9 protein-coding genes are annotated in these 13279 nt (G+C 31.8%); 8 read left to right on the top strand and 1 reads right to left on the bottom strand.

Going from position 1 to position 13279, the window contains the following annotated elements; translation table 11 throughout:
• Nucleotides 1-53 precede the first annotated feature (53 nt).
• The 8 genes from ychF to ACIQ0M_RS03310 all read left to right on the top strand — a co-directional run bounded on the left by ychF (nt 54) and on the right by ACIQ0M_RS03310 (nt 12569).
• Entirely contained in the window at nt 54-1148 is a 1095-nt protein-coding gene (gene ychF / locus ACIQ0M_RS03345; protein WP_396149707.1) for a redox-regulated ATPase YchF, read from the top strand.
• 101 nt (nt 1149-1249) lie between these two features.
• Nucleotides 1250-2392 (top strand): FIST signal transduction protein, encoded by a 1143-nt coding sequence (locus tag ACIQ0M_RS03340; RefSeq protein ID WP_396149705.1) that lies wholly within the window; start codon nt 1250-1252, stop codon nt 2390-2392.
• A 50-nt stretch (nt 2393-2442) separates the two neighbouring features.
• Nucleotides 2443-3915 carry an ATP-binding protein gene (locus ACIQ0M_RS03335; RefSeq protein WP_396149703.1) on the top strand — a complete coding sequence of 491 codons (1473 nt, stop codon included), beginning with the start codon at nt 2443-2445 and terminating at the stop codon, nt 3913-3915.
• Between the two features lie 103 nt (nt 3916-4018).
• Nucleotides 4019-5872 carry a DNA topoisomerase IV subunit B gene (locus ACIQ0M_RS03330; protein ID WP_396149701.1) on the top strand — a complete coding sequence of 618 codons (1854 nt, stop codon included), beginning with the start codon at nt 4019-4021 and terminating at the stop codon, nt 5870-5872.
• Nucleotides 5873-5909: 37 nt separating this feature from the next.
• The gene (locus ACIQ0M_RS03325) at nt 5910-7034 is read left to right on the top strand and encodes a DUF3696 domain-containing protein (protein ID WP_396149700.1); all 1125 of its coding nucleotides are present in this window, start codon (nt 5910-5912) and stop codon (nt 7032-7034) included.
• Nucleotides 7024-8193, top strand: coding sequence for a hypothetical protein (locus ACIQ0M_RS03320; protein ID WP_396149698.1), 1170 nt, complete (start codon nt 7024-7026; stop codon nt 8191-8193). The genes ACIQ0M_RS03325 and ACIQ0M_RS03320 overlap by 11 nt, the downstream gene beginning before the upstream one ends.
• Nucleotides 8190-9851 carry a DUF262 domain-containing protein gene (locus ACIQ0M_RS03315; protein WP_396149696.1) on the top strand — a complete coding sequence of 554 codons (1662 nt, stop codon included), beginning with the start codon at nt 8190-8192 and terminating at the stop codon, nt 9849-9851. The genes ACIQ0M_RS03320 and ACIQ0M_RS03315 overlap by 4 nt, the downstream gene beginning before the upstream one ends.
• Nucleotides 9852-9866: 15 nt before the next feature.
• Nucleotides 9867-12569: a DNA gyrase/topoisomerase IV subunit A gene (locus ACIQ0M_RS03310; protein WP_396149694.1), complete on the top strand. Its 2703-nt coding sequence runs from the start codon at nt 9867-9869 to the stop codon at nt 12567-12569.
• 78 nt (nt 12570-12647) lie between these two features.
• Here the strand turns inward: ACIQ0M_RS03310 and ACIQ0M_RS03305 are convergent, their stop codons facing one another.
• The gene (locus ACIQ0M_RS03305) at nt 12648-13085 is read right to left on the bottom strand and encodes a DUF4252 domain-containing protein (RefSeq protein WP_396149692.1); all 438 of its coding nucleotides are present in this window, start codon (nt 13083-13085) and stop codon (nt 12648-12650) included.
• Nucleotides 13086-13279 lie beyond the last annotated feature (194 nt).

Raw genomic sequence — 13279 nt, 5'->3', positions numbered from 1 at the left:
TTTGCACCCGTTTAAAAACCGATTACCTTTTACAAATAACCCATTACCTAAAAATGAAAGCAGGAATTGTAGGATTACCTAATGTTGGAAAATCAACCCTTTTTAATTGTTTATCAAATGCAAAAGCTCAAAGTGCTAACTTTCCGTTTTGCACTATTGAACCCAATATTGGTGTGGTAAACGTTCCTGATCCGCGAATTGCTCGTTTGGAAGAATTGGTAAAACCGGAACGTGTTCAAATGGCAACCGTTGATATTGTTGACATTGCCGGATTGGTAAAAGGAGCAAGTAAAGGCGAAGGTTTAGGAAATCAATTCTTAGGAAATATCCGAGAATGTAACGCAATTATTCATGTGCTGCGTTGTTTTGATAACGATAATATTGTTCACGTAGATGGAAATGTAAACCCAATCCGTGACAAAGAAACAATTGATATTGAACTTCAATTAAAAGATTTAGAAACGGTTGAAAAACGTTTAGAAAAAACCAATCGTGCTGCCAAAACCGGCAACAAAGAAGCTCAAGTAGAAAAAGCATTGTTAGACAGAATTCGCGAAGCGTTGTTGCAAGCAAAATCGGCTCGAACAGTCATCCCACAAAACCAAGACGAAGTAGAATTAATGGATGAATTTCAATTAATCACCTCAAAACCGGTTTTGTATGTGTGTAATGTAGACGAAGCTTCAGCCGTAAACGGAAACAAATATGTAGATCAAGTTCGCGAATTAGTAAAAGATGAACAAGCCGAAGTCATCGTACTTTCAGTAGGAGCAGAGGCCGATATCACCGAATTAGAAAGCTACGAAGAACGCCAAATGTTTTTGCAAGATATGGGCTTAACCGAGCCGGGTTCAGCCGTTTTAATTCGTGCCGCTTACAATTTATTAAACTTGCAAACGTATTTCACAGCCGGAGTGAAAGAAGTGCGTGCGTGGACCATCAACATTGGCGATACTGCTCCAAAAGCAGCAGGCGTAATTCATACCGATTTTGAAAAAGGTTTCATACGTGCCGAAGTGATTGCATTTGAAGATTATTCCAATTTCGGCTCAGAAGCCAAAGTTAAAGAAGCCGGAAAGCTTCGCGTAGAAGGAAAAGAATACATTGTGAAGGATGGCGATGTCATGCATTTCCGTTTTAATGTTTAAAGCATTTTTCTTTATAATAAAAAAACCTACAAAGAAATTTGTAGGTTTTTTGTTTTTTTATCATTTTTTTCTTTTATTTATGATGCCTAAATTTATTTAACATGGAATTTCAACAGTTACTTTATGATGGTACAAATCAGTTCAGGGAGTTAAAGGCCTCAGGTGGATTTGATTCAAATGAATCTAATCTAGTCCTTGTATTTGGTCAAAGAACAATTCTTGAAAAATATTTACCTTATGCTCAAGTTAAAGCCTCATTTCCAAATGCTGAAATTGTAATTTGCTCGTCTTCAGGGCAAATATCAAATCAATGCTTAATTCCGGAGGAAATTGTAATCACAGCAATTAGTTTTGATAAAACAATTATTAAAACCTCCAGCATTGATGTTTTAGCGAATAACAGCGTAGAAAATTTAGGAAAAGAAATAAAAAATAATTTAGTTACTACCGAGTTGAAATCCCTTTTGGTTCTTTCGGAAGGAACATTCATTAACGGGACAGAACTAATTAATGAATTGATTAAACAAACCGAATCGAAGATTCCAATTTTCGGTGGACTAGCTGGAGATGAATATAGCTTTGAAAAAACAATAGTTGGTTTAAATTCTGACGCATCATCAGGTAAAATAGTGCTAGTAGGTTTTTACGGAAATAATGTTCATTTTGGTTACAGCACTAAAGGCGGATGGAGTGATTTTGGTCCTGAACGTGAAGTGACACAATCAGAAAAAAATGTTCTATACAAAATAGGGGATAGGTATGCATTGGATTTATATAAAGAATATTTAGGAAAATACGCAGAAGAGTTACCCGGTTCTTCATTATATTTTCCGCTTTCTATGAAAGAAACAGCATTATCACCATCAGTAGTTAGAACGATACTTTCTATAGATGAATCCAATAAATCGATGACCTTTGCCGGAAATATTCCGCAAGGAGCTTTAGTTCGATTATTAAAAGGAAATATGGATAAGCTAATCGATGCATCCTCCTCTGCAGCACACAACATCGAAAATAAGTCAAATGAACAGAATCAGTTAGTTTTATTGGTAAGTTGTGTGGGGAGAAGAATTGTTTTAGGAGAACGATTAGAGGAAGAATTAGAAGTTGTGAAAGAAATTTTTGGAAAAAACTCTTTGCTTTGTGGCTTTTATTCATATGGCGAAATTTCCCCACAAAAAGATAATATTGCTTGTGAATTACACAACCAAACGATGACTATCACTACTATATTTGAAGAATAATGATGACCTCAAATTTACATAGACACCTGAATAGACAAATAGAAAAATATTTGTCAAATAATCAAATTCAAAGTAATCCGGATCTTTCTGCTTTTATAAAGGTCATCAATCAAACGTACTTGAATTATGATAAAGATATTGAACTCTCTGAGCAATCTGCTCGTTTAAATGACAAAGAGTATTCTGAAATAAACAAAAAACTTAAGGAAGAACTAGAGAAAAAGGAGCTCTTTCAGGCAAAAATTATAGAGGCAATAAAGCAACTGAATGAAGACGGCGATGAACTGGATGGACAAGCTGGCTTGTTAGACCTGATTAAAATTCTAAATCGTGAAATCGAAATAAAAAAGGATTATCAGCAAAAATTAAACTTAGCAAAAGAAATGGCAGAAAAAGCCAACGATGCCAAATCTGAATTTTTGTCTATGATGAGTCATGAAATAAGAACCCCTCTTAACGCTATCATTGGTTTGGTCTATATCATGGAAAAAGAAAATACTTTAGAAAGTTTTCATGAAAATATTGAAGTTTTAAAACACTCTGCTCAAAATTTATTTCTTTTGATAAATGATATTCTTGATTTTAATAAAATTGAGGCCGGTAAGGTTGATATCGAAAAAATGCCATTTGATTTTAAAGAATTAATCAATCAAATTTCAAAGTCACTCCAAGTTAAAGCAGCAGAAAATTTAAATACAATTCAAATAAATATTGATGCTGATTTTAAACCTAATTTGATTAGTGATCCTTTGCGAATTAATCAAATTATCACCAATTTAGTTTCCAATGCAATTAAGTTTACTAAAGAAGGAACAATTACCATAACAGTCAATCAAATCTCAATAATCAATGATATTTCTACTTTTAAAGTTGAAGTAAAAGATACGGGTATAGGCATTGATAAAGAAAATTTTCAGAATATTTTTCAAAAATTTTCACAAGCAGAAACAAAGACGTATCGACAATTTGGAGGAACAGGCTTAGGTTTAGTCATAACCAAAAAGTTGCTTAACTTATTGGATTCTGATATTCAATTTGAAAGTGAAATCGGTGTTGGAACAAAATTCTATTTTACGATTAGTCTTCCCCTAAATAAACATTTTGATGCTATAGTTACAGATGATTTGCAAGAAGACTATAAAGAACAAAATTTACAAGGAATGCGGGTATTATTGGTTGAAGATAACTTAATTAATATTAAAATCGCTCAAAAAATAATGGGACAATGGAATGTAGAAGTTGACTTGGCAGAAAATGGTCTTGTTGGAGTGGAAAAATATAAAACAAATGCATACGATGTGGTGTTAATGGATTTATCAATGCCTGTGATGGATGGTTATGAAGCCACTTCAATTATAAGAAGAGATGATAAATTAATTCCTATTATAGCTTTGACTGCTTCCGCTTCATTTGGATATTTGGATAGAGCTATACAAATTGGCATAAACGAATACATCATCAAACCTTTTAATCCAAAAGAATTAAACATGAAGTTAAAAAAATATTACCAACCTAATTTATAGTTTTTTTCTTCGGTTGTCAATATGTTTCTTAATAACTTTAAACCATATTTCTTTTAAAATTTTGCTTTATCCGTTATATTAGCAGAAAATCCATAATTCCGCTATGTCAGAGCAAAATCAATATACTGAAGACAATATTCGTTCCCTCGATTGGAAAGAACATATCCGAATGCGACCTGGGATGTACATCGGAAAATTGGGTGATGGTTCGTCACCTGATGACGGTATCTACATTTTACTCAAAGAAACGTTAGATAACTGTATCGATGAATATGTCATGGGAGCCGGAAAAACGATCGAAGTTACTATTAAAGATAAGCTGGTAACCGTTCGTGATTATGGACGAGGTATTCCGTTAGGAAAAGTGGTCGATGTCGTTTCTAAAATGAATACCGGTGGTAAATACGATTCCAAAGCCTTTAAAAAATCAGTAGGTTTGAATGGTGTGGGTACAAAAGCTGTCAATGCATTGTCCAATTATTTTCGTGTGGAATCCGTTCGTGACAATCAACAAAAAGCGGCCGAATTCTCTGCCGGAAATTTAACCCTAGAAGAAGACATTCAGGAATCTACCAAACGTCGCGGAACTAAAGTAGCTTTCATTGCCGATGAAACGATTTTCAAAAACTACAAATACCGAAATGAGTACATCATTAAAATGCTCAAAAATTATTGTTACCTCAATACGGGATTAACAATTTATTACAACGGTGAAAAATATTATTCCGATTATGGTTTAAAAGATTTGTTGGAAGAAAATATTACGGAAGAAGATATGGTTTATCCAATTATTCACCTTTCCGGTGATGATATAGAATTGGCAATAACCCACAGCAAATCGCAATATTCCGAAGAGTATCATTCTTTCGTAAACGGTCAGAATACTACTCAAGGAGGAACACATTTAACTGCTTTTCGTGAATCAATTGTAAAAACCATTCGTGAATTTTATAAGAAGGATTTTGATCCGTCTGATATCCGAAAATCAATTGTTTCGGCTATTTCAGTCAAAGTAGAAGAACCGGTTTTTGAAAGTCAGACCAAAACCAAATTAGGTTCAACTGATATTGGTCCGAAAGGCCCAACGGTTCGTACATTCATTAATGATTTCATTTCCAAAAAGCTCGATAATTTTTTACACAAAAATCCGGAAGTAGCTGATGCGTTGTTACGTAAAATTCTTCAAGCAGAAAGAGAACGTAAAGAACTTTCAGGTATTCGAAAACTAGCCAAAGACCGAGCAAAGAAAGCGAGTTTACACAATAAAAAATTACGCGATTGTCGTGTGCATTTAACCGATGCTAAAAACCCTAGAAGTTTAGAAAGTACGCTTTTTATCACGGAGGGAGATTCGGCTTCGGGTTCGATAACAAAAAGTCGTGATGTAAATACGCAAGCAGTGTTTAGTTTACGTGGAAAGCCGTTGAATTCGTATGGAATGACAAAGAAAATCGTTTACGAAAATGAAGAATTCAACTTATTGCAAGCGGCTTTAAATATTGAAGAATCAATGGAAGATTTGCGTTACAACAACATCGTAATTGCTACCGATGCCGATGTTGATGGTATGCACATTCGCTTGTTGTTGATTACTTTTTTCCTGCAGTTTTTCCCTGAATTAATCAAAGACGGTCATTTATATATTTTGCAAACGCCGTTATTCCGTGTTCGAAATAAAAAAGAAACCATTTATTGTTACAGCGACCAAGAACGAGTAGATGCTATCGAGAAATTAAAACCAAAACCGGAAATCACACGATTCAAAGGATTAGGAGAAATTTCGCCCGACGAATTCAAGAATTTTATTGGTGAAAGTATTCGATTAGATCCGGTGATGTTGGATAAAGCCACTTCTATCGAAACCTTGTTAGAATTTTATATGGGTAAAAATACGCCGGACAGACAAGAGTTTATTATCAATAATTTAAAAGTGGAGTTGGATGTTGTTGAAAAATAAATTACAGTTAAATTTGAAACTGTTTAAATAAATTAAAATGATTAATAAAATATCGTTTAAAAATTATAAGCTTTTTAAAGAAAAGCAAACATTAGAATTAAAACCAATTACAATTTTGATTGGAAAAAATAATAGTGGAAAAAGTGCTGTTCTGAAGTTACCAACATTGATTGCTGGAAGTTTAAGCGGAGAATTTGTTCAACCATTTGACAATGAATTCGAAGGTGTTCGGATTGGACTAAATCCAGAAGATGCATTTTACAATAGAGAAATTACAAATGATTCTTTAAATTTTGAAGTTTTTGAAGATGATAATTCTATTGTTAAGGCTTCAATAATTGGAGATATAAATAATAATATTAGATTAAGAAGTTTGTTGGTTAATGATGAAGAAATAGATTTGAAAAGCACTAAGACTAAAGGTTTTATTCCTGAAGGAGTATCTTTAGAAATGATAAATTTTGACTATATTGAAGCTTTTAGAAACAAACCATTTGCTAATTTTCAAAAGAAGACATCCGAAATTCTAAAAGTTGGTCTTAATGGAGAAAATGCATACTCTTTATTTGCAAAATATTATGATGAGAAAAATCCAATTTATAAATTGATAAGTGATTGGTATTTTAAAAATTTTGAAAATTGGAAATTAGAAGTTAATCAAATTCCAAGTTCGGTAATCTCTTATGAAATAACTTTAAGAAATGGAACTAATAAACCTATCAATATTGTAAATACTGGTTCAGGAATTAGTCAATCTTTTCCATTGATTTTAAGGTCTTTTATGCCAGTTGAAAAACCAACATTAATAATTGTTGAAGAGCCAGAAACACATTTACATCCTGCGGCACATGGTAATTTAGCTGAAAGATTTGTAGATTCCTATTTAGAAGATAAGAATAGAAGTTATTTAATTGAAACCCATTCTCAAAATTTCGTACTAAGAATGAGAAGATTAGTAGCAGAAGGAAAAATGAAACCTGAACAAATAGCTATTTATTATGTAGATTTTGATTACGAACAGAACATAAGTAATTTGGAAGACATTGTGGTTCATGAAGATGGAAGTGTAGAAAAATGGCCAGAAGGTGTTTTTGGGGAAGCAGTAATAGAAGCTAGAGCAATAATGAATGCTAATATAAATGATTTAAGAAATGTGGATTAAAATTAACAAGGATATTTTTGAAAATTCAGATTTTAAAGGTTTGAATTATTTATATCAAATTTTATCATATAATCCATCAACTAGTTCTAGACCTAGGTATAATATTTTAATTGATACAGAAAAAGTTAAAGAAACTGAAAATTTTAAAAAATTAGTTTCTGTGGAAAAAAGTCTTATTGAATTTATAGATTTAGAGTATATATATTTTAGCACATTAAGCCCAAGTATTCCATATCAAGTTTCGCTAAAAAGTGTTAAATCACATTTCAATATTGAGGAAGCAGTTTTGTTTTTTAATCAGCCTGTATCCATTATTTTAGAGAATAATAAAAATGATTCTAATTTTATTTTGGCAATTATTAAATATTTTGGCAATGATAATAACTATAATAAAGCTCAAGAACATATTGAAAATGCTTGGCTTCAATTTGAAAACGCTGGAGGTTGTGGAAATATACCTAATTTTTTAGAAGGTTTTTTAAATCAGTTTAAAACAATCGCTAAAAAAAACAATAGGAATTTGATAGATTATTTTAGAGGTATCATAATTATAGATAGTGATAAGGATATGGAAAGACAATTTGTTAAAACTAGTTGTATAAGTTTGTTAGGAAAGTTAAATGCATTAGGTTTTGATACTTCGGATATAATTGATAAAAATTCAGGAGAAATTTTAAATAGAAATACTAATTTTCATATTCTAGAAAAAAGAATGATGGAAAATTATCTTCCCAAACAAGTTTTTCAAGAAATAAAAAGACAAACGGATAGATTAGATAATGAAGAAATAAAAGATTGGCTTGATGTTTATTTAAATTTAACAAGTAAGGAACAGTTAGATTTTTTAAATATTCCTGATGGATTTCAACCTAAAGATAATAAGTTTGACAAAAATAATGTTAGAAAAGAAATAGATAATGATATTTTATCTTTATTTGAATTGAATACATCTGATATTCAATTTAAAAAATTAGATAGAGGTTTCAAATTTCAAGGTTTCAAAAATGAAGGTAATTTGAAATCAGCTAAAGAATCTAGTTTTAAAAATGAAATGCCTGATTGGTTTAAAAAATCATTTATATCTAGACAAAATTTAGAAGAACGAGATGGAAAAGGCGAGCTTCAAAATATTCAAAATAAAATAAACAAATTACTATGAGCAAATTAGAAATAAGTACCAAAGTAAGACGTTTATCAAATTATTTAAATGAATTTGAAGCAGGATTAATTCAAATTCCTCCTTTTCAAAGGGATTTTGTTTGGGATGATAATAAGAAGAAAGATCTTTTGGATAGTTTAAAAAATGGTTTTCCAATAGGTTCTGTATTATTGTGGAAACCAGAAAGTTCTGTAAAAAATGATTTAATTGATGATGAAATTCAAATTATTGGAGGATATTTTTTAGAAAATACTAATTCAGAGTTTCAATACATTTTAGATGGGTATCAAAGATTATCTACATTATTTGGATGTTTTGTAAATTCAAGAAATACAAGTTTAAAACAAAATGAGTCAGAAAGAAAAAAGTTTGACTTTTATTACGATTTAAAAGCAGATAAATTTGAAAGAAATAAAAAGACTAAAAATGATTTAGAGTTTTATCAAATTCCTTTATATTATTTTATTGATGGAGAAAGCTTTTTTGACTTTTCTACTTCACTTGTTTCATTAGGATATTCCGATGATGAAAAAAAACTATTCATTAATAGGTATAAAAACTTTGGAGCAAAGATATCTAGTTATGATATTCCTGCTATTGAATTGATAGGAGGTACTATAAAAGAAGCTGTAAATATTTTTTCAAGATTAAACTCAAGAGGAGAAGCTGTTTCTGATGATTGGAAAGTTTCGGCATTAAGTTTTAATAAAGAGCGTAATTTTAGATTTGGTAGTGAAATTGATAAATTATTTGAAAATTTAGAAAAATATAATTTTTATACTTCTAAAAATGATAAAAAGAAAAAGCGAAATTTAGTTTTGCAAAGTGTTTTAAGTGCTTTTGATGAGGAAAAAGCTTATTTTGATATTGCAAAAACTACAGAGGAATTAGAAAAGTTGGCTAGTGAGGAGAATTTTATAGATGTTTCTTTAAATGCACTAAATAATTTTGAAAAAACAGTTCAGTTTTTATTTGAGAAATTACTGGTTTTAAATAGTAAATTTATTTCATCTCAATATCAATTAATTTTTATTATTAATTTTTTTAATAAAGTAAAATCGCCTAGTCCTAAGCAAATGAAAGAATTGAAGAAATGGTTTTGGATTACTTCATATTCCAATTATTTTACAATTTATAATTTGGCTGAGATTAGGCTGGCATACAAGAAATTTAATAGTTTTATTCAAAATGAAAATAATAACCCAATATATATCGCTCCATCATTAAAATTTAAAACAAAAGAATTTCCAAAGGCTATAGATTTTGGAAGTGCAAGAGGTACATCTTTAGCACTTTTTATGGTTAATTTTTCTGTTTATAAAGAAAATTTTTTCTACAATAATATTGAAGGATTTAATGATTTAAAAGGAGTTAAAGAATTTAAATTATTTAAAAGTGAAAAATCTACAGAAAATATAATCTTTGTAATAGAAAATAATGACACCCTAAATAATCTGATTCGCTCACAAAAAGACCTTTCCTTTTTATTGTCTCATGAATTCCAAGGACAGTATTTTGAATTATTTTTATCTGATGAAATGCGTAAAGCTTTCGCTGAAAATGATATTAGAAAAGTCTTAGAGCTAAGAAAAACATTGATTACGGAAAAAGAAGAGATTTTTGTTAGGGAAAATTTAGAAATAGAATACATAAAATAATATCGATTTCGATAAATGAACGAAGACGAAGAAAACATCATCCCAGACGATGAAAACAACGACGAACTAAACGATTCAAGCCAAGAACAAGGATTTGACGACGTGAAAGTTTTTAGTAACAAACATTTTTACGAAAACGACGAAAACCCCGAAGATACCATCACCAAAGTGACGGGAATGTACAAGGATTGGTTTCTCGATTATGCTTCCTATGTCATTTTGGAACGTGCTGTTCCGGCCATTGAAGACGGTTTTAAACCTGTGCAACGCCGAATCATGCACTCGATGAAAGAACTTGATGATGGTCGTTACAACAAAGTAGCTAATATCGTCGGCCATACCATGCAGTATCATCCACACGGAGATGCCAGTATTGGCGATGCCATGGTGCAAATCGGTCAAAAAGATTTGCTCATCGATATGCAAGGAAACTGGGGAAATATATTAACCGGTGACAGTGCCGCAGCTTCCCGTTACATCGAAGCACGTATTTCAAAATTGGGTCACGATATTTTATATTCTCCAAAAATTACTGAATGGGGAATGTCGTATGACGGTCGTCGTGCCGAGCCTATCAATCTTCCGGTGAAATTCCCACTTTTGTTAGCCCAAGGTGCCGAAGGAATTGCCGTTGGTTTATCCACAAAAGTGCTGCCACACAATTTCAATGAATTAATTGATTGTTCGATTAAAGTTTTGAAAAACAAACCCTTTACTTTATTTCCGGACTTTCCAACGGCCGGAATCGCTGATGTTTCCAACTACAATGACGGATTGCGTGGCGGTCGTGTACGAGTGCGTGCAAAGATTTCGCAATTGGATAAACAAACGTTGGTGATAACGCAAATTCCGTTTTCAACCAACACCGGAACGTTGATTGATAGTATCTTAAAAGCCAACGAAAAAGGCAAAATTAAAGTCAAAAAAATTGAAGATAATACCGCTGCTGAAGTTGAAATTTTGATTCATCTTCCGCTGGGTGTTTCTCCGGATAAAACGATCGATGCGTTGTATGCGTTCACTGCTTGCGAAACTTCTGTTGCTCCGCTGGGTTGTGTGATTGAAAACCATAAACCGTTGTTCATTGGGGTTTCGGATATGTTGAAAATTTCGACCCATCGAACAGTTGATTTGCTGAAGCGTGAGTTGGAAATTCAATTGGATGAGCTCGAAAATAAATGGCATTTTTCAACCTTGGAAAAAATCTTCATTCGGGAAGAAATGTACATTGATTTCAAATTATATTCTGATAGAGAATCGTTGTATGCTTATATGTATGACCGTTTTCAACCGTTTTTAAAATCATTTGTTCGGGAAATTAATGATGACGATTTACAGAAATTAACCCAAATTCCAATGATTCGTATCACGCGTTTTGATTCAGATAAAGCGGATGATGCCATTGCGAAATTGGAAGCTGAAATGGAGCAAGTGAAGCATCATTTGGATCATATTATTGATTTTGCTGTGGATTTCTTCTTAAAATTAAAAGACAAATACGGAAAAGGAAGAGAACGTCAAACGGAACTTCGCAGTTTTGACACGATTGAAGCGACCAAAGTGGTTTTACGAAACACCAAATTATATGTCAACAAAGAAGAAGGTTTTATGGGAACCGGACTTAAAAAAGACGAATATGTGGCGGATTGTTCCGATATAGATGATGTGATTGTTTTTCTCCGTGACGGAAAAATGATGGTGACGAAAGTAGATGACAAAAAATTCATTGGGAAAGACATTATTCACATTGCCATTTTTGATAAAAACGATAAACGAACGATTTATAATATGATTTATCGCGATGGAAAGAATGGTTCCACTTTCATCAAACGATTCAATGTTTCCGGGGTGACAAGAGATAAATTTTACGATTTGACCCAAGAAAAAGCCGGTTCAATGGTTTCGTATTTTTCTGCGAATCCCAATGGTGAAGCGGAAGTTGTGACGATTTTATTGCGACAAGTGGGAAGCATAAAAAAGTTGAAATGGGATGTGGATTTTGCCGACATTGCCATTAAAGGCAGAGCTTCTAGAGGAAATACAGTAACCAAATATCCGATTAAAAAAATCGAATTGAAAGAAAAAGGAATATCCACCTTACGACCAAGAAAAATTTGGTTTGATGATACTGTGCAACGTCTTAATGTAGATGGAAGAGGCGAGTTGTTGGGTGAATTCCGTCCGAATGACCGAATTTTAGTCATCAACCAATCCGGAAAATTAAAAACAATTATTCCTGAATTAACCACACATTTTGATGAAGACATGGTGGTTTTAGAAAAATGGCATCCTAAAAAACCAATTTCTGCTATTTATTATGATGGGGAAAAAGATCGCTATTTTGTGAAACGTTTTCTGGTAGAAAATGAAAATAAAGAAGAAACCTTTATTACAGAACATGAAAAATCGCAATTAGAAATCGTTTCTACCGATTGGCGACCTGTTGCTGAAGTTATTTATGCGAAAGTAAAAGGCGTTCAAAAAGAGAATCAAACAGTTGATATCGAGCAATTTATTGCAATAAAGGGAATCAAAGCTCTTGGAAATCAGTTGACGACGGATAAAATTAAGCAAATCAATCTATTAGAACCTTTACCTTTCGAAGAACCGGAAGAAGAAGCACCGGAAGAAATGGAAGTTTCAGGAGAAGATAATGTTTCTGATGATATTCAAACCGAATTGGATGATGATGGACAGATAACGTTGAGTTTGGATTAGTTTTAATTCCAAAATAAAATAAAAAAAGGTTCGCAAAGAGAATAATTCTTTTGCGAACCTTTTTATTTGAAATAATACTTAACTTAATGATAATTGAAATACAACTGATTCATTTTCGCCGGAACCTTCCACAAACATAATTAACTCTTTAATTTCATCGTTTTTTCCGCTCTTTACTAAAAATTCAACTTCTTTTCCTCCGTCATTTATTCGCATTAATTCTTCAAATTCTTTCGATTTTTTGAATTTTTTAGCAATTGATTTCATTTCGCTTCGCAAGTTTGAATCACTGGTGGAATACATTTTAAACGATGTAATACGATTGATAAAATCTACTACTTTTTTATCTTCTGAGGATAAGTTTTCTTTTTCTGTCAAATTACCAATTAAAGAAAATAAACTCTTGCTCATTGAAACTTTACTTACATTTTCTTCTTTCTCAAACTTTTCAAATGATTGAGCAAAAGAGGAAATGGAGATAAAAAGAACAGCTACAACACAAATTAATTTTTTCATGATTGATTGTTTTTTGATTAATAATAAATTGAAGACGAATCAATTGTATTATTGTAACAATCCATCTTAAAATAATTGATTGTCCGCAATTACCCATAATTAAATAAAAAGCCTTATATTTGATAAAAAAAAGCGATGAATTTATTCAGTTTTACGGCAAATTTTGGAAGTGAAGAAGCTTGTAGACTTCATTT

Source organism: Flavobacterium sp., from assembly GCF_044339515.1.
Classification (GTDB): domain Bacteria; phylum Bacteroidota; class Bacteroidia; order Flavobacteriales; family Flavobacteriaceae; genus Flavobacterium.
The sequence above is the reverse complement of the archived record's forward strand: the minus strand, read 5'-3'. Positions and strand labels throughout refer to the sequence as shown.